Origin of the sequence: Bradyrhizobium sp. SZCCHNR1098 (assembly GCF_032489375.1) — a bacterium.
Taxonomy (GTDB): Bacteria; Pseudomonadota; Alphaproteobacteria; order Rhizobiales; family Xanthobacteraceae; genus Bradyrhizobium.
The window spans coordinates 202,954-222,567 of record NZ_JAUEXY010000004.1 but is presented as its reverse complement, the minus strand read 5'-3'; the positions used below and the strand labels follow the sequence as shown (position 1 = coordinate 222,567).

The window sequence follows — 19,614 nt, the reverse complement described above, 5'->3', positions numbered from 1 at the left end:
CTGCGGCGATTTGCGGCTTCGACTTCGGGTTTCGCGAGGGGAACTGTGGACGCAGTTCGCGAGTTGGTACGCGAGATTAGATTGTACGGAGGATCCACATGATCGCACAGTGCGGAAGTTTTTCACGCTTTGGCCGTGCTACCGTCCTGGCGACGGTGGCCGCGGTGACTTTGACGGCCGTGCAGCCGACACTCGCCTTTGCCGGCTCCGCGCCGGCCAAGGGCGTCGTCGCCAAGGTGGCCAATGATGGCGGCGTGACCGATGTCAGCGCGCGCCGGCGCCACTATCGCGGCAACGGCGGCGCGGCGGCTGCGGCGGCGTTCGCCGGCATCGTCGGCACCGGACTTGCCATCGCGGCGACACAGAACCGCCGTTCCTACTACGAGGACAACTATTACTATGGCCGGCCGGCCTATTACGGCTACGGACCGCGCTATCAGTATTACGGCGGCGGCCCCTATTACGGTGGCGGCTATTATCATCACCCGCATTGGTGATGTGAGATCGAATAGACGATCCGCCGGCCCCGCGCCGGCGGATTTTTTCTTGCCCGCCGCGAACGTTAATATGCGGACCATCGAATTTAACTATTGTGGCGGGATGACTGATTCGATCGAGCGGCTCTATCGCGCTGTCCTGGCGGCCAGGGATCTCGATCCCGCGCGATCGCGCACGGCCAAGCTGATGCAGCAGGGCACGGCCAAGATGGCCAAAAAGCTCGCCGAAGAGGCCATCGAGGTTGCGATCGATGCCGTCGGCGGCGACGCCCAGGCCGTGGTGCGCGAAAGCGCCGACCTGATCTACAATCTGGCCGTGCTATGGGCCGAGCTCGATGTTCAGCCCGAGGACGTCTGGCGCGAGATGGAACGGCGCGAGCTGCTGCTCGGCATCGCCGAGAAGCTGCCGAAATCGCCGGTGAAGGTCGCCAAGGCCGCGCCCGGACGGGTGGCGGGGCGACCGATCGTCGCGGCCGAAAGCCGGACCATCCGCAAGCGGCACTAGTGTGGCGCTCCGATTCGGACCGGCATATGGGCCATGGACAAATCCTGCCCGGTTTGCTTCATCGCCAGCATGCTCAGACGGATCTACGACTGGTGTATCGACGCCGCCCACAAGCCGCATGCCATGTGGATCATGGCCGCGGTTGCCTTCGCTGAAAGCTCGTTCTTTCCGGTGCCGCCGGATGTGATGCTGATCCCGATGTCGCTGGCGAAGCCGCAGCGGGCCTGGCTGTTCGCTGGCGTCTGCACCGCGGCGTCGGTGGCGGGCGGCTTGGTCGGCTACGCCATCGGCGCGCTGCTCTACGACTCGCTCGGCCATTGGCTGATCCAGCTCTACGGCCTCGGCGACAAGGTCGAGGCGTTCCGTGCCTCCTATGCCGAGTGGGGCGCCGTCATCATCCTGGTGAAGGGATTGACGCCGATCCCCTACAAGCTGGTCACGATCACGTCGGGCTTCGCCGGCTATAATCTGTTTCTGTTCATCGTCTGCTCGATCATCGCGCGCGGCGGCCGCTTCTTCATCGCCGCGATATTGCTCAACCGCTATGGCGAATGGATCAGGGTGCGCATCGAGAAGCATCTCGGCCTGTGGGTGGCAATTGGCGCGGCCGTGCTGGTGGCCGGCTTCGTCGTCGCCGTGAAGCTGATCTGATGCGGCCGCTGCGCCCGGGGCCGGGGGCAGGGGCGGCGCTGCTCGTCGTCGTCTCGGTTCTCTCCGCCGCCGCGGCATGGGCGCAAACGACGCCTTCCTTGGGGCTGCGAGAAGCGCCGCAACAGCCGCCGCAGCAGGCGCCTGCCGTCCAGCCTGCGCCGCCGTCCTCCAATCCGGGTCTGGTGGAGGAGCTCGGCAAGCTGTTCGAGAAGATGGCGGTCATTCCGCTGAAGCGTCCGGAGGCCACGCCGGAGCCGCCCGCGAACGAAGGCGAGATGGCCGGCGCCCCCGCAGGCCCGCCGCGGCAAGCCGACCGGCCGGCTGCCCCGAACGGCGGCGACGCCGCACCGAGTGTGCTGAAGGAGACCAGTGACACGCTCTCGCGGCTCACCAAGCCCTCGACCATGATCTCCGGCCGCTCGGTCTGCCCGATCGCCGCCAACGCCACGCCGGATTGCAAGCTCGGCGCCGACCGGCTGTGCCAGGGCAAGGGTTACAAGGAAGGCAAGAGCCTCAACACCGATTCCGCGGAGACCTGCTCGGCGAGGGTGCTGATCCCCGGTCGCCAGCGCAAGCCGGGCGATTGCCGCACCGACACCTACGTGACCTCGGCGCTCTGCCAATGACGCCGGCACGCCAGCGCCTCAACGCAAGACCCTGATCGGGCTTTTCCGGTCCCTCTGCGAGCGAATTGCCATCACGGCATGATGTCGGGCATGCTCGCGATCACGAGCGTTTCCGCATTTCAACGCAAGAGGAATTCCCATCCATGTCCATGCCCGCCTTGTTCAAGGGCCGCCTGTCGATCCCGGTGATCGGCTCGCCGCTGTTCATCATCTCCGTGCCCGACCTGGTGATCGCGCAGTGCAAGGCCGGCGTGGTCGGTTCGTTTCCGGCGCTCAACGCGCGGCCGGCCGCGCTGCTCGACGAATGGCTGGCGCGCATCACCGAGGAGCTCGCCGCCTATGATCGCGCGCATCCGGAACGCCCGTCGGCGCCGTTCGCCGTCAACCAGATCGTGCATCGCTCCAACAACCGGCTCGAGCAGGATCTCGCGCTGTGCGAGAAGTACAAGGTGCCGATGATGATCACCTCGCTCGGCGCGCGCGAGGAGCTGAACCGGGCGGCGCATGGCTGGGGCGGCATCGTCTTCCACGACGTCATCAACCAGACCTTCGCGCACAAGGCGATCGAGAAGGGCGCCGACGGCTTGATCCTGGTCGCGGCGGGCGCCGGTGGACATGCCGGCACGATCTCGCCGTTTGCCTTCGTGGCGGAGACGCGGAGCTGGTTCGATGGCCCGATCGCTCTGTCGGGCGCGATCGGGAACGGCCGCGCCATCCGTGCCGCGCGCGTGCTCGGCGCCGACTTCGCCTATATCGGCTCGGCCTTCATCGCCACCAAGGAGGCGAATGCGGTCGAAGGCTACAAGCAGATGATCACCAGCTCGGGCGCCGACGACATCGTCTATTCGAACCTGTTCACCGGCGTGCACGGCAACTACCTGAAGCCGTCGATCGTCGCAGCCGGCCTCGATCCGGACAATCTCCCGACCTCTGATCCGTCGAAGATGAGCTTCGGCACCGATGCTTCGGGCGAGCGCGCCAAGCCGAAGGCGTGGAAGGAGATCTGGGGCTCGGGGCAGGGCATCGGCGCCATCAAGGACGTGCTGCCCGCCGCCGAGCTGATCGCGCGCTTCAAGAAGGAATATGACGAGGCGATCGATCCGCCGCTCTAAGCGGCTCCGCGACGGACAAAAGAAAAGCGCGGCAGCCAGGGCTGTCGCGCTTTTTTTGTTGAGGCCGCAACAAGCGGGCGGGCTATTCCAGCTCGATCGCCTGGAACTTGCCGCGCTCGTCGAGCGCCGTGCCCCAGATCTTGTGCGAGGCCTGGTGTTCGGCGCGGCCGAAGCCGAGCTTGGCGCCAAGACCGAGATCGATGTCACGCATGTTCTCCAGCGTGTCGATCAGCGCCTCGGTGTCGAGCTGCGGGCCGACCCGGCGCAGCGCCTGGACCAGCACGTTGGCCGAGACGTAGCCTTCGAACGACACGTAGGACGGTGCCTCGCCCGGGAAGTACTTCTCGAGCGCGCTCTTGTACTCGAGCACGGCGCTCGAATAGCCGCCGACAGCCGGCACCACCTGGGTGACGATGACGCCGCTGGCATAGCGCGGACCGAGCAGCATCAGCTCGTCCGAGAGCTCGGTCGAGCCGACGAAGGAGACGTTGGTGTAGATCATGTGCGGGAACAGATCGCGCGTCTTCTCGATGAACTTCGCGGCTGCGCGATAGGTTGCGACCATGACGATCGCCTTGGGCGGGTTCTTCAATGCCCGCAGCTGGTTGACCGCGTCGTCGACGTCGACCGTGTTGCGCTTGTAGTTGAGGCGCAAGATGGCCGTGTCGGCAAGGCCGAGCGAGCGGAAGGCCTTGGCCACACCGGAGAAGCCGGCATCACCATAGGCGTCCTGCTGCGCGAACACGGCGATGTCCTTGGCCGGCAGGCGGCGCAGCTTGACCAGATAGCGAACGACGGTGTCGGTCTCTTCGGCGTAGCTGGCGCGATAGTTGAACACGTAGCGATCCGGCGGATCGTTGCGCAGGAGGTTGGCGCCGGTGAACGCGCCGTAGAACAGCACACGGCGCTGCAGGGCGTAGGGCATCGCCACGGCAGAGGTCGGGGTGCCGACATTGCCGACGAAGCCGAACACCTTGTCCTTCTCGTAGAGCTGCTTCATCGCGTCCAGCGTCCGCGACGGCTCGTAGCCGTCGTCGGCCGAATAGAGCCGCAGCGAGCGCCCGGCGATGCCGCCGGCGTCGTTGGCGCGGTTGAAGGCGGCCTCGATGCCCATCTTCATCTGCCGGCCGAGCTCCTTGGCAGCGCCCGAGAACGGAGCGGCGATGCCGAAGCGGATCTCGTTGGCGTTGACGCCCTGCACGTTGGTGGTGGACGCTGGCGGCAGCGTCGCGGTCGGTGCCGTCGCAGCCACGGCCGCGGACGGGGCGATCACCCCGGCGAGGCTGGTGGCGGTCTGGCTCGGCGCGCTCTGCCCGAGCGAACGCTCGAGCTCGGCGAGCTGGCGGCCCGCGGCGTTACAGTCGGTCTGCGCCGCCCCCACGCGGTTGCGTCCATCGGCGACGTAGCCGTTGAAGACGCGGGTGAGCTCGTCACGATCCGAGCCGCCGGTGGAGGCCTCCCGGATCACCTCGCGAAACTTGTCGACAATGGCCTGAACGCGGCCCTGGTCGATCGCCTGACAGGCGGATGCTGCTCCCACGATCGGCCCGACCCGGCTCGCAAGATTACGCACCACATCCGCATTGGTGCCCGCCGCGCTGGCGGGCGTTGCGAGCAATGCCGCAACCAAGAACACGCTACAACGAAAGTTCATTGCCACTATCCCACTTTGGACCCCATCCAGGTCTTCCGCCTGGTGAATTGACGCCGTGTCTGCGACGGAGAAGACATAATACCGTCACCATGCACAGACCAGCCTTTCCTAAGAGCATGACCATTTCGGTAACCCGACACGCCTTTTTCCGATCATACTTTAGGACCTGCTAACGAAACGTCTTCACCAGTTCTTCCCCTTCGAAGCTAATTCTACTCAAGTTCGATTGCCTGATACGTGCCGGTTTCGTCGAGGGCAGTGCCCCAGATCTTGTGCGAGGCCTGGTGCTCTGCGCGTCCAAATGCGAGCGTCGTGCCGAGGCCGAGATCGAGGCTGCGCATCGATTCGAGCGTGTCGACCAGGCGCTCGGTGTCGAGCGGGCTGGTCTGCTTCAGCGCCTGGATCAAGATCGTCGCCGCGATATAGCCTTCGAGAGACGTGTAGTCCGGCGCCTCGCCGGGCGCGTATTTGGCCAGGGCGTTCTTGTAGTCGAGCACGAGGCTCGAATAGCCCGAAACCGCCGGCACGCCCTGCGTGACGATGACGCCGTTGGTGAAGCGCGGACCGAGCAGCTTCAGCTCGGTCGCGAGCGAGGTCGAGCCGACGGCGGACACGTTGGCGTAGATCAGGCCCGGCACCGCGTCGCGCGTCTTCTCGATGAATTTCGCGGCGGCGCGATCGGTCGCCACCATGATGACGGCCTTGAGTCCCGGCTTGTGCGCCTTGACCTGATTGACCGCCTCTTCCACGTCCATCGTCGCGCGCGGATAGTTGATGCGCGTCACGGCCTCGCCGAGGTTCAACTGTCGGTAGGCCTTCGCGACACCGGCAAAGCCGTCGTCGCCGAATGGGTCCTGCTGGGTGAACACGGCGATCTGCTTGGGCGAGACGCGCTTCATCTTGATCAGGTAGCGCACCAGCGCGGCCGTCTCCTCGGCGTAGCTCGCCCGATAGTTGAAGACGTAGCGATCCGGCGGATCGCGTCGCACCACTGCTGCGCCGGTGTTCGGCGCAAAGAACAGCGTGCGCCGCTCCAGCGCATAGGGGATCGCCGCCTGCGAGTTGGCGGTGCCGACGTTGCCGATGAAGCCGAACACCTGCTCCTTGTCGTAGAGTTGCGTCATCGCCGCCAGCGTGCGGTTCGGATCGTAGCCGTCGTCGGCCGCCACGAGACGGAGCATGCGCCCGTTGACGCCGCCGGCATCGTTGGTGCGTGCGAACGCGGCCTCGATGCCCTGGCGCATCTGACGCCCGGTCTCCTTGCGGATGCCGGAGAACGGCAGGACCATGCCGAAGCGGATCTCACGATCGGTGATGCCGCGCACGGGGCCCGCGGTGACGGCGCCAGTCGTCGCTTCGGCCTTGACGGGTGTGATCGGGGCCGTCGCCGCAGCCGGCTGGCCGAGCGAGCGTTCGAGCTCCGTCAGTTGCCGCTCCGCGGCGGCGCAGGTCGCCTGCGAGGCGCCCGTACGACTACGGCCCTCGGCGATGTAGCCATTGAAGCTGCGGGTCAACTGATCGCGCTCGCCGTCATTGCTCGTCGCCTGGCGGATGGCTTCGCGGAATTTGTCGACGATGCTCTGGACCCGGCCCTGCGCGATGTCCGGGCAGGCGGACGCCTGTCCCACGATCGGCCCAACCCGGCCGCCAAGCTCCCGGACGACGTCGGGAGCCGCCGCCAAAGCGGGGCTCAAGGGAGCTGCGAAAACACTCCCGATGATCAACGCGGACCAACGCACGGCCATCGAACCTTCCACCTGCTCAGCTTGTTTCCAACCCTCTTCGTTCTACTATTCGTGGCATTTCGAATTAATGTCGGGTTTCACTGTCGCTCTTTTGTCGTGGTAGTTGAGGCTGTCTTGCCTCTAGCGGTATCCTATTCAAGTTCGACGGGTTGATAGATGCCGCTGTCGTCCAGCGCTGTGCCCCAGATCTTGTGCGAAGCCTGGTGTTCGGCGCGGCCGAAGCCGAGCTGCGTGCCGAGGCCGAGATCGATGTTGCGCATGTTCTCGAGCGTTTCGACCAGTTGCTCGGTATCAAAGTTCGGACCGGCGCGCTTCAGTCCCTCGATCAGGATGCTCGCGGCGATGTAGCCCTCGAGCGAGGTGTAGTCGGCCGGCTCGCCCGGGGCGTATTTCGCAAGTGCGTTCTTGTATTCGAGGACCAGGCTCGAATAGCCGGAGACGCCGGGCACGGTCTGGCTGACGATCACGCCCTCGGCGTAGCGCGGTCCGAGCAGCATCAGCTCGCTGGCGAGCGCCGAGCCCGCGACCGCGGAGATGTTGGCGAAGATGACGCCCGGAAATACGCCTTGGGCCTTTTCGATGAATTTGGCCGCGGCGCGCGTCGTCGCCAGCATCACCACCGCCTTGACCGGGGTCTTCAGCAGCTTCAGCTGATTGATGGCGTCGTCGACCTCGACCGTGTTGCGCGGGTAGTTGACCCGCACGAGCGAATTGTCGCTGGCGCCGAGCGTGCGGAACGCCTTGGCCACGCCGGCGAAGCCCGCGTCGCCGAACGCGTCGTTCTGCGCGAACACGACGATCTGGCGCGGATGCAGCCTTCGCATCTTCACGAGATAATGGACCAGCGCGTCGGTCTCCTCGGCATAGCTCGGCCGGTAGTTGAAGACGTAGCGGTCGGGCGGATCGTGGCGCACGACGTTGGCGCCGGTATAGGGCGCGAAGAACAGCGTGCGGCGCTCGAGCGCGTAGGGGATGGCGACCGCGGCGGTGGCCGAGCCGAAATTGCTGATATAGCCGAACACCTGCTCCTTCTCGTAGAGCAGCTTCATCGCATCCAGCGTGCGCGCGGGATCGTAGCCGTCATCGGCGGTGACGAGCTTCAGCATGCGGCCGTTGACGCCACCGGCCTCGTTGGCGCGATTGAACGCCGCCTCGACGCCGATCTTGAGCAGCCGGCCGCTCTCCTTCACCGGTCCGCTGTAGGGAATGACCATGCCGAGCTTGATCTCGCTCTGCGTCACTCCGCGCACGTTGCCGGCCGGCGGCAGCAGTTGCGCCGGTACGGTCGCGGCCTGCGCGGTCGCAGGTCCGATGCTCACGGCGGGCAGGTTCGCGCGCGCCGGAGGCGGCGCGGCGATGGATCGTTCGAGATCGGCAAGCTGCCGATCGGCGCCGCCGCAATCCATCCGGCCTGACGTGACGAGACTGCGACCTTCGGCCACGTAGCGGTCGAGCAGGCGCGTCAGCTCGTCACGGTCGGCCTCGCTGGAGGCGGCCTCGCGGATGACGAGCTGGAATTTCTCGATGATGGCTTGGATGCGCGGCCGGGCGATGTCGCGGCACGCGAGCGCGGCGCCAATGATCGGGCCGACGCGGCCGCCGAGCTGGCGCGCCACGCTCACATTCTCGCCGGGCGCAGCAACGGCCTCGCTGGCCACGAGGGACGCGAGCAGGATGGCTGCCACACGGGCATGAGCCAGCGGACGGCGTGCTGCCGCTTTCTGCGGTAGGACGTCGATCATCGTCGCCTGTGATGTGTTGGAAGTCGGATCAGTCGTGTAGAGGGTTTAGCGAACCCGCTCCATCTGACCCGTCTTCTGGTTCCACTGCATGAACTGCTGCAGCATGGGCTTTTCGGGAGTGTCGGCCTCTGCCGTCGGCGCCGGAGCGTCCGCGAGCAGCGACTTGAACTGCGACAGCGCCGGAGCCTGCGGCTCGACCCGCTCCGGCAGCGCGCTGGTCTGGTCCGCCTTGGCGTCCTGCACGTCGGCGGCGACCGGCGGCAGCGTCTTCATCGACTGCACGGCGGCGACGAAGGACGAGCTCGCGTCGGGCTGGCGCCACACCGGCACGATGTTGACGAAGAACAGCGCGACGACGGCGGCGACGCCGGTTGCAGCGGCGAAGCGGCCAGCCACCTTGAACACGACCGAGCGGCGGTCGCGCTCGCGCTCCAGATCCGGCGGCTCGCGCATGACCTGCGGATTCAGCGACTGACGAAGGGATTCGAACACGGCGGTCTCCAGGCGAGCATCGAGCGGTCCTTGCTGTCCCGAAGCGGGACGCTCGGCCGCCTCCGCTGCCTTGGCATTGTCACCGACGAGAGATAGACGCGCGGCTTCCGGACGTTCGCGCAGCCACCGCGGTGCGTAGTGCAGCGGGTCCTGCGGGTTCATCGGATTCTGTTCACTCAACGAACTCATACGCTACTCCTCTGACGCTCGATTCCGGAAACTGATACGCTTCTGCCACGGTTCGTATGAGAGCTAGTTTCAAACGAAGAGCGGGAGCAGGTCTGCCACTTCAGTCCACACGGAATCACTCGCAGAATCAGACGTTTCGCGTCGATCAACGATCGCACGCCAGCGGTCCCTTCCTGCAAGGCGCCGTGGCACGTTTGCCGTGCCTTGGGCGCCTCTATCGATCCCATGCCCCGCCCCCTGACGAGTGTCAATCGATCGGAACCTCCTAAAGTCGTCGGTTCCGAATTATATGTACGTTAAAGTTATCATCATGATGTGATTAAAATGAGGCATGATAGGTCTTGACGCAGATGCTCATGAATTGCGTCTCATTGATGCCAAGATTGCGCCTTGATTCGATCATCATCGAACTATGTCGGGCGGGCCGCTGTCGATTTTTGAGCGGCTTAGCGTCGATTTAACCATCCGTTAACCATCTGGCGCCGACAGTTAACCAATCACTAAGAAGGTTGGGTCGGATGGTTATGAGTGCCAGCGCTGAAACGGTGCGTCCTGTTATTCGTCTGCGCGGGCGCTCCTACGTAGCCTTCGTGTTTTCGCCGGTGGTGCCGATTGCCGACTGGCTCAGCGAGCTCGATGCAACGCTCGCGGGCTCGCCCGGCTTCTTCGTCGGCAAGCCGATCGTGCTCGATCTCTCCGCGGTGGATCTGAGCCCGCTCGCCATCACGCACCTCATCAAGAGCATCGAGTCGCGCAACATCCGCGTGCTCGGGCTCGAAGGCGTCGAGCAGGGCCGGCTGTCGCTCGGCATGCCCCCCTTGTTGTCCGGCGGCCGTCATTGCGCCGTGCAGGAGATCGAGCCGGAGAAGCCACAGCTGCAGCAGCCGACGTCGCTCTTGCTCGACCAGCCCGTGCGCTCCGGCCAGTCGATCGTGTTTCCCGACGGCGACGTCACCGTGCTCGGCGCGGTGTCGTCGGGCGCCGAGATCGTCGCCGGCGGCTCGATCCACGTCTATGGCGCGCTGCGCGGTCGCGCGATGGCCGGCATCAACGGCAACGCGGCGGCGCGCATCTACTGCCAGAAGATCGAGGCCGAGCTGGTCGCGATCGACGGCTACTACCAGACGGCCGAGCAGATCGACGCCGCGTTGCGCGGCCGGGCCGCGCAGGCGCGGCTCGAAGGTCATTCCATGAAGATCGTTGCATTGAACTGAGTAGCAGGAGGATTCGTGACATGTCGAAAGTACTCGTAGTGACGTCGGGCAAGGGTGGCGTCGGCAAGACCACCACGACGGCGGCGATGGGCGCGGCGCTGGCGCAGGCCGGCGAGAAGGTCGTCGTCGTCGATTTCGACGTCGGCCTGCGCAATCTCGATCTGGTCATGGGCGCCGAGCGCCGCGTCGTGTTCGATCTCATCAACGTCGTGCACGGCGTCGCCAAGCTGCCGCAAGCCTTGATCCGCGACAAGCGGCTGGAAAATCTGTGGCTGCTGCCGGCCTCGCAGACCAAGGACAAGGACGCGCTCACCGAGGACGGCGTCGGCCGCGTCATCGCCGAATTGCGCAAGACGTTCGACTGGGTGATCTGCGACAGCCCGGCCGGCATCGAGCGCGGCGCCATGCTGGCGATGCGCTATGCCGACGAGGCGGTCATCGTCACCAATCCGGAGGTGTCGTCGGTGCGCGATTCCGACCGCATCATCGGCATGCTCGATTCCAAGACGGTGCGCGCCGAGAACGGCGAGCGCGTCGAGAAGCACATTCTCATCACGCGCTATGATGCCGGCCGCGCCGCGCGTGGCGAGATGCTGTCGATCGAGGACGTGCTGGAGATTCTCGCGACGCCGCTGCTCGGCATCGTGCCGGAGAGCCAGGACGTGCTGCGCGCTTCCAACGTCGGCTGTCCCGTGACGCTCAACAGCCCCGCGAGCGCCCCCGCGCGCGCCTATCACGATGCGATGCGCCGCCTCCTCGGCGAGGAAGTCGAGATGCAGATCCCGACCGAGCGCAAGGGCCTGATGAACCTGCTCTTGGGACGGAGGGCTGCATGAGCGTGCTGCGGCTCTTTACGGGGCGTGCGGCCTCCGCGCCTGTCGCGCGGGAGCGGCTGCAGATCCTGCTCGCGCATGAGCGCAGCCTGCGCGGACAGCCCGATCTCCTGATGCAGCTGCGCGAGGAAATCCTCGCCGTGGTTTCGCGCCATGTGGTACTCGATCCGGACAAGGTCATCGTTCGCATGGATCGGGGAAAGCATGTCTCGACGCTCGAGGTCGACATCGAACTGCCCAATGGCGCCGACCGCGCCTTTGCCAGCGCCGGCTGAGACGTGGCGAGGCGCGCGCTGATGCGGCCGATCTTCCGCATCGCGGACAATCGGGTCGCCGTCAGCTCCGATGCTGCGGGACCGTGGGATCCGACCATGCAACATGGGTCCGCGCCGTCGGCGCTGGCCGTGTGGGCTGCCGAGCGCATTCCGACGACGTCGCCGATGCGCATCGCTCGCGTCACCATCGACCTGATGCGCCCTGTGCCGCTCGCAGAGCTCCTCATCGAGACCGAGGTGCTGCGCGAGGGCCGCAAAATCCAGCTCTGCGCGGTGCGGCTGCGCGCCGGCGATACGGTGGTGGTCACGGCGACGGTGCTCAAGATCAGGCAGGATGCCGTGCCGCTTCCAGACGATGTCCGCGAGCTGCCGGTCGATCTGGTCGGTCCTGACGATGCGTTGCCGGAGCCTGCGGATTTCTCGACCAGCCCGTTCGTGCGCGGCATGACCCTGCGCGCCGCGCGCGGCCGGTTCGGCGTCAAGGGACCCGGCGCGATCTGGTACCGCGTCGACTGGCCGCTGGTCGAAGGCCACGCCGTGTCGCAGGCGATGCGCGCCGTGGTCGCGAGCGACTTCTGCAACGGCACCTCCGCTGCTCTCGACTTCCACAGCTACACCTTCCTCAACGCCGACCTCACCGTGAACATGGCCCGCGAGCCGGTCGGCGACTGGATCCTGCTCGATGCCGAAAGCTGGATCGGCCCGGACGGCGCCGGTCTGGCGATGGCGCGGCTGGGTGATGTCAGGGGCTATTTCGGCCGCGTGGTGCAGAGCCTCGTGATCGAGAAGCGGTGAGGGGGCGGTCAGCCGTCCGGATTGCGTTCACAGCGAGTTGGCGAACTGATCACCGCACCGGCGCTGCTTCGTTTCCAACGGCGCGCCGCGGCGAGGTGTTATTAAGTTGGGTCGGTGATCGGCAGTTGCCTGCTTCGTTTCCGGGTGAACCGATCAACCCCGCGCCAAGCTCCGCTGCGCCCTCTCCCCCGCTTGCGGGGGAGAGTTGGAGAGGGGGCGCCACGCACACCGCCGCTGGAGCGGCCCCCTCCCTAGCCCTCCCCCGCAAGCGGGAGAGGGAACACACTGCCGTTGTCGCGAGTGAACGAGTTCAACGACGAATGATTTCGCTCTTGCGCCGCCCGCACCGTGTTCAAGAATCGTCCCACCTCCAGCTTCAGCCGGTTGCTGTCCTGTGACAGCGACTGCGCCGCCGACAGCACCTGGGACGAGGCCGAGCCGGTTTCGCTGGCGTCGTGCTGCACCTCGGTGATGTTGGACGACACCTCGTTGGTGCACTGTGCCGCTTGGCCGTGGAGTTATCAATATTGCTCTAAACTTGAGCAGGCCAAGATGGTCGTATAACTACGACGCGGACTACACGCAGGTGGAACGACAAGCAGGTGGATGGGAACAAGCGTCATGGCGAAACCAACGAAGGCTACGAGCGTCGGCGAGGGGAACCAGTCTCCGTCGGAGCTGATCGACGCCCGGATCAAGGAGCTCGGGGATTGGCGCGGCGTCACGCTCAGCTACGTCCGCGATCTCATCAAACAGGCCGATCCCGATATCGTCGAGGAGTGGAAGTGGCGCGGCGTTCCCGTATGGTCGCATGCCGGCATCGTCTGCACCGGCGAGACCTACAAGGCCGCGGTGAAGCTGACCTTCGCCAAGGGAGCCTCGCTGCCGGACCCTTCCGACCTCTTTAACGCCAGCCTCGACGGCAACACCCGCCGCGCCATCGACCTTCATGAAGGCGACGTGATCGATGAGACGGCGTTCATGGCGCTGATCCGCGCCGCGGTGGCGCTGAACATGACGAAGGGGAAGCGCTAGGGCTGGTGCATCGCTCCGCGCAGTCAGTATCAACGATCCAGGTCGCTGCTCACTCACCACGTCGTCGCGAGCGCAGCGAAGCAATCCAGGGCCAAGTCGAATCATCTGTCTGGAAGGCCTGGATCGCTTCGTCGTTTCGGGAGGGCTCGCGACGGCGGTGCCGGTCGCCGACAACCTTTCGCAACGATGACCCGTGTGCATCGGGCTGGGAGGAGGCGGCAGCCATGGTTGCGCTCTGCCGAGAAACACGCTAGTTCAGCGCATCCCAACTTCAACGCAGGAGGCGACGATGTCCAGACTCACGCGCTTCCCGGGCTCGCTGCGCGATCATTGACGCGGCCGACCGGGATGATTGTCCCGGCCATGATTTGACCCTTTCGCATCTCATCGAAAAGCCCGCGGCCCTCGTGGCCTGCGCTTGAACCGTCGTGTCATGACATCAAATCTCTTGCTGACTCCCCGCCGGGAGCCGGAGCGTTCCGACCTGCGCGAACGCCGGCTGCGGCGCTATTCGTCTCGTCTGCAATCCCGCGTGCGCGCATGCGCGATGCGACATCCTCATCTCGCCGACCTCGCGCTCAGCTTTCCGGCGCTGCTGTTCGCGCTGGCGGTGCCGCGCCCGGATGTCGATCCGGAGCGGGCGATCGCGTGCGTGATCGCGGGGCGTCCGCTGGCCGAGGCGGCGGCCGCGGCCGGTCTGCCGCTCTGGCTGCGCAAGCTGCCACCGGAGGCGTTCGTCCGTCCGATCCCACCATTGCCAAACGGCGAGCTGTTCCGGCGGCAGATCGGCAACCATTTGCCGCGCTCGCCGAAGCTGATGCCGACCTGGCTGCAGCTCGTGGCGGAGATGGCGGCGCTGGCGCATGAGGCCGCAGCCGTCTGGATCGCTCGCGAGTACCTGCGGGCGCCGAAGCGCGATCACATGCATCTGCTCGGTCTGTGGATCTGGTTCTCGGGACAGCCCAGCTGCTTCGGCCGCGAGCTCATCGAACGGCCGTGGACTCCGGCCATGAAGCTCGACGCCGCACGGACAGCCGCCTTCGCCTGGCGAGCGAACACGACGCTGCACCTCAACATCGGTCAGCGGCCGATCCGCAACATGTGGCTCAACCCGGGCCGCGTGGGTGATTATGAATTCAGGCCGCTCGATGACATCCCGGCCATCGTCGAGGAAGCGGTCGCCATGCGCAACTGCGTCCGCACCTATGACGACGACATCGCCCATAACCGCTCGCGGCTGTGGAGCGTACGGCGCAATGGCGAGCGGGTCGCGACGTTGGAGACCGGGCTCCATTGTCATGATCCGTTGCTCAACATCATCCAGCTCGAAGGCCCCGGGAATGCCGCCGCGCCGCGCGAGCTGTGGTGGATCGCACGGCGGTGGCTGCACCTGCACGACCTGCCGCAGATCGAGACGGGCAGGATCAAATGGCGCCAGGCCCCGCTCGATCTCGCCACCTGGCGCAGGCTGTGGCGACCGTATTGGCTTGCCAAGCGCCGCATCCCGGACTGGTTGCCGCTCGCACCGTCGCGCGCTGCGTTCGCGGCGTTGTGAGATGGTTGTCGTGTTCGGACGCTCGTTCGACAAAATCAGTGTCGTCCCGGCGAACGCCGGAACCCATAACCCCAGGGCCATATTCGAGGCACGCGCGTTGATGCATCTGGGCTCGCCACGTCCTGTGGTATCGGTCCTGGGTCGCGCGAACGCGCCGATGCCTGCACATCGTCCGGCTTCGCTTGTTCGGCACGACAGCGGGTCGGAGTGCAGACCGGCTTTACGTTGGGCCCTCTGTTGCGCGTCGCGTGGGATTCGTTGTGCCGCAGCGAGGTTGATTTGGCCGACGAGCAGGCTTGCTTCCCCATCGATACCTTCCGGCGCAGGTCGGGCGTCCGCAGCGGCGCGCGCAAAGACGAAATTCGCTCGCGCGATCAAGCTGATTTGGGCTGTCCAGATGCGGAGCGAAAAATATTCGACTTTTCATTTTCCGAAATCAATGGTCTCTTCTCCGCATCCCGCTTCATTGACGAGGGGCGCTTCGCGAACGTCACGATGCGTTGGGGTGGGATGCGGTGGCCGCGATTGGGCGCAGCATGCTTTGGGCATGCCGACGTACGCCACGTCGCGGACGGTGAAGTCGCAGGGTCCTGGCCTCCCGACGCTGAGGTCCGCGCAACGCGTGAAACGCGTTGTCGCCACGGTGGCAAACAAGCCGGTCACCGAGGAGACTGCGTATAAATCGTAAAGCCATCGCGCAGGGAAGGCCGGGTCTATCCGGCCGAACCTGTGGTTCTGCCGCGTGCTTTTTTGCTGCACGCGGACCGCAGGCCTCGGTCGAGGCCTGGCCTTCCCTGCACCCTCCGTGAGTTGGAGGGGAACGACACCAGCAAGACTCGGACGCAGATGCGCCGCGAGGTAGCAATGTCATGTCTGCAATGGGGGCAACGCATTCAGTGGTGTTTGGAGACAGCGGATCGCGTGGCGAGTATCGCGCCACACAAAGGCTGTCGTCCCGGCGAACGCCGGGACCCATAATCACAGGACGATGGTCGAGGCACGCGGGTCGCGACGTCAGCGCTTACGACGCTGCCCTGTGGTTATGGATCCCGGGTCGCGCTTCGCTTGCCCGGGACGACAGCGGAGCGCGGCGGCTACGGGCGAGAGCTTCCATCGGCATTGCAAAGCCGCGAGTCTGGATTGCCGTCGTTGCGAGCGGAGCGAAGCAATCCAGGGCCTCATCCGCGGCCCTGGATTGCTTCGGCGCAAGAGCGCCTCGCAATGACGGTGGCGATCGAGGGAGCTGATGATGCCGCTACCCCACCATCCGCCCGCGGCCCTCCCAGAACCGTGCGCGCAGCACCTTCTTGTCGACCTTGCCGACGCCGGTCATCGGCAGCTCCTTGACGAACGAGATGCTCTTGGGCGCATGGGCCGAGCCCTTGCGCGCCTTCACGAGCTCGATCAGCTCGGCAGCGTCGATCTGCGCGCCGGCGCGGGGCACCACGATCGCGGTGACGGCCTCGCCCCATTTGTCGTCGGGCACGCCCACCACCGCACACATCGCGACGTCGGCGTGCTGCGTCAGCACGTCCTCGATCTCGCGCGGGAAGATGTTGAAGCCGCCGGAGACGATCATGTCCTTCTTGCGGTCGAGAATGTACATGTAGCCGCGCTCGTCGCGGCGAGCGATGTCGCCGGTGTGCAGCCAGCCGTTCTTCAACGTGTCCGCCGTGGTGTCCGGCCGCTTCCAATACTCCGCCATCACATGCGGCGCGCGCACGCAGATCTCGCCCGCTTCGCCCAGCGCGACCTCCCGATCGTCGTCGTCGAGGATCTTGACCTCGCAGGCCGCGATCGGGAAGCCGCAGGACAGGAACAGCTCCGGCTGCTTCGGATCATGATCGGCCTTGCGCAGCACCGAGACGGGATAGCATTCGGTCTGGCCGTAGAGCTGCGAGAACACCGGGCCGATGCGCTCGATGCCCTCGACGAGCCGCGTCGGCGACATCGCCGAGGCGCCGTACAGCACGAGCTCGAGCGAGGAGAGATCGGTCCTAGCCAACGCGGGATGATCGAGCAGCACGTAGATCATCGTCGGCACGAACAGCGTGAAGTCGATGCGCTCGCGGGCGATGGTCGCCAGTACGGCCTCGGGATCGAATCCCTTCAGCATGTGCACGGTGCCGCCGCGCATCAGGGTCGGCAGCACCTTGGTGCCGGCGACATGGCTGATCGGCGCCACCGTGAGGTAGCGCGCACGCTCCGGAATCTCGAAATCGGCGAGGATCGCGGTGGCGAAGCCGCCGTACTCGCGGTGATGGCGCAGCGCGCCCTTCGACTTTCCGGTGGTGCCGCCGGTGTAGTTCAGGGTCGCGATGTCGTCGGGCGTGGCGAAATTGCGTGCGGTGGCGTGGCCGGCCTGCTCGATTGCGGCGAGCAGGTCAGCGCCATAGCCGGCCTGCCCCAGCGTGAACACGTGACGGAGGCCGTCGGCGCGCGCGGCGAGCTCGCCGCCGCGGTCGCGGAACGCTGCCGCATCGATCACCAGCACCTGCGATTCCGAATCCGACAGCTGGAACAGCTGGTCCTCCAGCGATCCGAGCGGATGCAGCCAGGTGATGGCGAGCCGCGACAGCTGTGCCGCCGTGCCGGCGCACCAGGTATCGGCGCGGTTCGCGGTGAGCAATGCGACACGTGTTCCCGGCGAAAGGCCGAGGCGCATGAACACGCTCTGCATGCGCCCGATCAGGTCGATCGCGCCCTGATACGACAGCGATCCGCCGGGCCAGCTGAAAGCGATGCGCGAGGGGTGACGCGACAGGGTGAGCAGGGTCTGCTCGCAGACGACTGGAAACGTGTGAAGCTGATGGCTCATGGAACGTCCTCCCGGGAGGCCGCGATCGTTGTGGCGTCGCATGGCTTGTTGCCGACGCTATCAGAAAGTGCCTCGCGCTCAAGGCGCGCTTTGCCGTTCCCGGAACATCGCAGCGCGCCCCGCGTTGCCCGGCCGAAGAATTAAGGAGCAAGGCCATGCGCACCTCGACAGCCTTTTTTGCAGGAGCCGGAACGGTCGCCATCGCCGTCGCGGCCGGTCTCGGCGGTGGGCTCATTCTGGCCGAGGGCATGCATCCGCGATCGCCGGTGATGGAATCGACCAAGCTCGAGCGCTCCGGACCGGACGCGCCGTCGCCAAGTCCGACCGCCACCTCGTATCTTGCGGCGACGCAGGCGGCTGCGACGACGCCGATCAAGGTGTCGCCTGCAGCAGCCGAGACGGCGCCTGCGACGTCGGCCTCGGCCAGTCCCGCGCCGTCGCAGCAGGCGGCTGCGCCGGACGCGAACGCTGCGCCCGCGGCTTCTGCGGTGGCGGCCACCACCCCGGCCACCACGTCCGACGAAGCCCAGGCCAAGCTCCAGGAGAAGGCCGCAGAAAAAGTTCAGGACGCGGACCTGAAGGCGCGCGGGGCCGAGCGCAAGCGCGTCGCCGAGCAGCGCCGCGCCGACCGGCACCGGCAATATGTCGAGCGCCGGCGCCAGCGCCGGGAGCAGGATCTGCGCGCCGTCGAGCAGGCGGTGCGCGAGGATACGACGCCCCGCGCCTATGCGGCGCAGCCGGTCGGCATGGAAGGGCCGCGCTTCAGCTTCTTCGGCAACGATTGATCGCATGCGGCTGCGTCGTTATCCCTGAGCCGAACAGAGATCAGGGAGGACGCGCCGTGCAGGAGACTCGATGGGCCGGGCTGCGGACGCGGCTGCGCCTGCCGCTGATCGCAGCGCCGATGTTTCTGGTGTCGGGAATCGAGCTCGTGAGCGCGGCCTGCGCCAACGGCGTGATCGGCGCGTTCCCGACGGTCAATTGTCGCACCCCCGACGAGCTCGACGCCTGGCTGTTCCGGATTGCGGATCGGCTTGCGCGCAGCAGCGATACCAGCGGGGCGGCGACTGCGCCGGTCTGCCCGAATCTGATCGTGCATCACTCCAACGCGCGGCTGAAGGACGATCTCGCGGTGCTATTGCGGCACCGGCCGGAGATCGTGATCACATCGGTCGGCTCGCCGGCGAAGGTCGTTGCGCCCTTGCATGATGCGGGCGCGCTGGTGTTGGCCGACGTCGCCTCGATCCGTCATGCCGAGCGCGCGGTGGAAGCCGGCGCCGATGGGCTGGTGCTGCTCACGGCCGGCGCGGGTGGCCAGACCGGCTGGCTCAACCCGTTCGCCTTCGTGCGCGCGGTCAGGGCGTTCTTCGCCGGGCCGATCGTGCTCGCGGGCGGCATCAGCGACGGCGTGGCCTTGCGGGCGGCCGAAGTGCTCGGCTGCGATCTCGCTTATATGGGCACGAAGTTCATCGCCACGCGCGAAAGCATGGCCGATGATCGCTACAAGGCGATGCTGGTGGCAAGCTCGGCCGACGACGTGCTGCTCACCTCGGCGTTCACGGGCCTGCCGACCAGCATGCTGCGGCCGTCGATCGTCGCGGCCGGGCTCGATCCCGAAGCGTTGCCGGCGCGCGGCGCGATCGAGATCGGCAGCGACATCGACATCGCCGCGCGCGAGGCGCGGCCGAAACGCTGGCGCGACATCTGGAGCGCGGGGCACGCGACCTCGGGGGTCACCGACATTCCGTCGGTCGCCGTGCTGGTCGCGCGCACGGCTGATGAGTACGGCGGCGCGGGTGGCCTCCGATCATGAGAGAAAACGTGATGTGTGTCCTTAAGGCACCATTAACCATCGGGTCCCACAATCCGCGGAGCT

General features: G+C 66.1%; 18 protein-coding genes and 1 pseudogene. 13 read left to right on the top strand and 6 right to left on the bottom strand.

What is annotated here, in order from left to right:
• Positions 1 to 98 precede the first annotated feature (98 nt).
• The 5 genes from QX135_RS11390 (at position 99) to QX135_RS11370 (ending at position 3,391) form a co-directional block, all read left to right on the top strand.
• Entirely contained in the window at positions 99 to 497 is a 399-nt protein-coding gene (locus QX135_RS11390) for a hypothetical protein (protein WP_316179465.1), read from the top strand.
• A 103-nt stretch (positions 498 to 600) separates the two neighbouring features.
• Positions 601 to 1,002, top strand: a complete 402-nt coding sequence (gene hisE / locus QX135_RS11385; RefSeq protein ID WP_316179467.1) for a phosphoribosyl-ATP diphosphatase — start codon at positions 601 to 603, stop codon at positions 1,000 to 1,002.
• A gap of 69 nt (positions 1,003 to 1,071) precedes the next feature.
• Positions 1,072 to 1,653 (top strand): YqaA family protein, encoded by a 582-nt coding sequence (locus tag QX135_RS11380; RefSeq protein WP_315737020.1) that lies wholly within the window; start codon positions 1,072 to 1,074, stop codon positions 1,651 to 1,653.
• Positions 1,653 to 2,279 (top strand): hypothetical protein, encoded by a 627-nt coding sequence (locus tag QX135_RS11375; RefSeq protein WP_316179469.1) that lies wholly within the window; start codon positions 1,653 to 1,655, stop codon positions 2,277 to 2,279. The genes QX135_RS11380 and QX135_RS11375 overlap by 1 nt, the downstream gene beginning before the upstream one ends.
• Before the next feature lie 143 nt (positions 2,280 to 2,422).
• A complete protein-coding gene (locus QX135_RS11370) occupies positions 2,423 to 3,391 on the top strand; it encodes a nitronate monooxygenase family protein (RefSeq protein WP_315812380.1) in 969 nt (322 codons plus the stop codon).
• Between the two features lie 82 nt (positions 3,392 to 3,473).
• Here the strand turns inward: QX135_RS11370 and QX135_RS11365 are convergent, their stop codons facing one another.
• The 4 genes from QX135_RS11365 to QX135_RS11350 all read right to left on the bottom strand — a co-directional run bounded on the left by QX135_RS11365 (position 3,474) and on the right by QX135_RS11350 (position 9,213).
• Complete coding sequence (locus QX135_RS11365) at positions 3,474 to 5,045, bottom strand: ABC transporter substrate-binding protein (RefSeq protein WP_315736135.1); 1,572 nt, start codon at positions 5,043 to 5,045, stop codon at positions 3,474 to 3,476.
• Between the two features lie 212 nt (positions 5,046 to 5,257).
• A complete protein-coding gene (locus QX135_RS11360) occupies positions 5,258 to 6,790 on the bottom strand; it encodes an ABC transporter substrate-binding protein (RefSeq protein WP_315772714.1) in 1,533 nt (510 codons plus the stop codon).
• A gap of 131 nt (positions 6,791 to 6,921) precedes the next feature.
• Entirely contained in the window at positions 6,922 to 8,532 is a 1,611-nt protein-coding gene (locus tag QX135_RS11355; RefSeq protein WP_316179473.1) for an ABC transporter substrate-binding protein, read from the bottom strand.
• Between the two features lie 45 nt (positions 8,533 to 8,577).
• The gene (locus QX135_RS11350; RefSeq protein WP_315736138.1) at positions 8,578 to 9,213 is read right to left on the bottom strand and encodes a hypothetical protein; all 636 of its coding nucleotides are present in this window, start codon (positions 9,211 to 9,213) and stop codon (positions 8,578 to 8,580) included.
• Between the two features lie 518 nt (positions 9,214 to 9,731).
• On the opposite strand from QX135_RS11350, the gene minC reads away from it, so the two are divergent.
• From minC to QX135_RS11330, 4 genes are read left to right on the top strand one after another with little or no spacing between them, the layout of a single operon-like run.
• Positions 9,732 to 10,427, top strand: coding sequence for a septum site-determining protein MinC (gene minC, locus QX135_RS11345; RefSeq protein WP_315782957.1), 696 nt, complete (start codon positions 9,732 to 9,734; stop codon positions 10,425 to 10,427).
• A 20-nt stretch (positions 10,428 to 10,447) separates the two neighbouring features.
• On the top strand, positions 10,448 to 11,263 hold the full coding sequence (minD, locus tag QX135_RS11340) for a septum site-determining protein MinD (protein ID WP_315736140.1): 816 nt from the start codon (positions 10,448 to 10,450) through the stop codon (positions 11,261 to 11,263).
• On the top strand, positions 11,260 to 11,535 hold the full coding sequence (minE, locus tag QX135_RS11335; RefSeq protein WP_315716282.1) for a cell division topological specificity factor MinE: 276 nt from the start codon (positions 11,260 to 11,262) through the stop codon (positions 11,533 to 11,535). The genes minD and minE overlap by 4 nt, the downstream gene beginning before the upstream one ends.
• A 21-nt stretch (positions 11,536 to 11,556) precedes the next feature.
• Positions 11,557 to 12,330: a thioesterase family protein gene (locus QX135_RS11330; RefSeq protein ID WP_315736141.1), complete on the top strand. Its 774-nt coding sequence runs from the start codon at positions 11,557 to 11,559 to the stop codon at positions 12,328 to 12,330.
• A gap of 335 nt (positions 12,331 to 12,665) precedes the next feature.
• Here the strand turns inward: QX135_RS11330 and QX135_RS11325 are convergent.
• Positions 12,666 to 12,839: pseudogene (locus QX135_RS11325) on the bottom strand (methyl-accepting chemotaxis protein); the annotation flags it as partial.
• Positions 12,840 to 12,951: 112 nt separating this feature from the next.
• Here QX135_RS11325 and QX135_RS11320 point away from each other — a divergent pair.
• Positions 12,952 to 13,365, top strand: coding sequence for a DUF1801 domain-containing protein (locus QX135_RS11320; RefSeq protein ID WP_316179475.1), 414 nt, complete (start codon positions 12,952 to 12,954; stop codon positions 13,363 to 13,365).
• Between the two features lie 547 nt (positions 13,366 to 13,912).
• Positions 13,913 to 14,920 carry a hypothetical protein gene (locus tag QX135_RS11315; RefSeq protein ID WP_316179477.1) on the top strand — a complete coding sequence of 336 codons (1,008 nt, stop codon included), beginning with the start codon at positions 13,913 to 13,915 and terminating at the stop codon, positions 14,918 to 14,920.
• A 1,255-nt stretch (positions 14,921 to 16,175) separates the two neighbouring features.
• Here QX135_RS11315 and QX135_RS11310 read toward each other — a convergent pair.
• Positions 16,176 to 17,738 (bottom strand): AMP-binding protein, encoded by a 1,563-nt coding sequence (locus QX135_RS11310; RefSeq protein WP_316179479.1) that lies wholly within the window; start codon positions 17,736 to 17,738, stop codon positions 16,176 to 16,178.
• A gap of 155 nt (positions 17,739 to 17,893) precedes the next feature.
• Here QX135_RS11310 and QX135_RS11305 point away from each other — a divergent pair, with 155 nt between their 5' ends.
• Positions 17,894 to 18,523 carry a hypothetical protein gene (locus QX135_RS11305; RefSeq protein ID WP_316179481.1) on the top strand — a complete coding sequence of 210 codons (630 nt, stop codon included), beginning with the start codon at positions 17,894 to 17,896 and terminating at the stop codon, positions 18,521 to 18,523.
• Between the two features lie 56 nt (positions 18,524 to 18,579).
• Positions 18,580 to 19,551, top strand: coding sequence for a nitronate monooxygenase (locus QX135_RS11300; protein WP_315777833.1), 972 nt, complete (start codon positions 18,580 to 18,582; stop codon positions 19,549 to 19,551).
• The last annotated feature ends 63 nt before the right edge of the window (positions 19,552 to 19,614 follow it).

Bases quoted from the DNA above. Each gene is read 5' to 3' on its own strand.
- QX135_RS11390 (WP_316179465.1), top strand. From the start codon at position 99: ATGATCGCACAGTGCGGAAGTTTTTCACGCTTTGGCCGTGCTACCGTC.
- hisE (WP_316179467.1), top strand. From the start codon at position 601: ATGACTGATTCGATCGAGCGGCTCTATCGCGCTGTCCTGGCGGCCAGG.
- QX135_RS11380 (WP_315737020.1), top strand. From the start codon at position 1,072: ATGCTCAGACGGATCTACGACTGGTGTATCGACGCCGCCCACAAGCCG.
- QX135_RS11375 (WP_316179469.1), top strand. From the start codon at position 1,653: ATGCGGCCGCTGCGCCCGGGGCCGGGGGCAGGGGCGGCGCTGCTCGTC.
- QX135_RS11370 (WP_315812380.1), top strand. From the start codon at position 2,423: ATGTCCATGCCCGCCTTGTTCAAGGGCCGCCTGTCGATCCCGGTGATC.
- QX135_RS11365 (WP_315736135.1), bottom strand. From the start codon at position 5,045: ATGAACTTTCGTTGTAGCGTGTTCTTGGTTGCGGCATTGCTCGCAACG.
- QX135_RS11360 (WP_315772714.1), bottom strand. From the start codon at position 6,790: ATGGCCGTGCGTTGGTCCGCGTTGATCATCGGGAGTGTTTTCGCAGCT.
- QX135_RS11355 (WP_316179473.1), bottom strand. From the start codon at position 8,532: ATGATCGACGTCCTACCGCAGAAAGCGGCAGCACGCCGTCCGCTGGCT.
- QX135_RS11350 (WP_315736138.1), bottom strand. From the start codon at position 9,213: ATGAGTTCGTTGAGTGAACAGAATCCGATGAACCCGCAGGACCCGCTG.
- minC (WP_315782957.1), top strand. From the start codon at position 9,732: ATGGTTATGAGTGCCAGCGCTGAAACGGTGCGTCCTGTTATTCGTCTG.
- minD (WP_315736140.1), top strand. From the start codon at position 10,448: ATGTCGAAAGTACTCGTAGTGACGTCGGGCAAGGGTGGCGTCGGCAAG.
- minE (WP_315716282.1), top strand. From the start codon at position 11,260: ATGAGCGTGCTGCGGCTCTTTACGGGGCGTGCGGCCTCCGCGCCTGTC.
- QX135_RS11330 (WP_315736141.1), top strand. From the start codon at position 11,557: ATGCGGCCGATCTTCCGCATCGCGGACAATCGGGTCGCCGTCAGCTCC.
- QX135_RS11320 (WP_316179475.1), top strand. From the start codon at position 12,952: ATGGCGAAACCAACGAAGGCTACGAGCGTCGGCGAGGGGAACCAGTCT.
- QX135_RS11315 (WP_316179477.1), top strand. From the start codon at position 13,913: ATGCGACATCCTCATCTCGCCGACCTCGCGCTCAGCTTTCCGGCGCTG.
- QX135_RS11310 (WP_316179479.1), bottom strand. From the start codon at position 17,738: ATGAGCCATCAGCTTCACACGTTTCCAGTCGTCTGCGAGCAGACCCTG.
- QX135_RS11305 (WP_316179481.1), top strand. From the start codon at position 17,894: ATGCGCACCTCGACAGCCTTTTTTGCAGGAGCCGGAACGGTCGCCATC.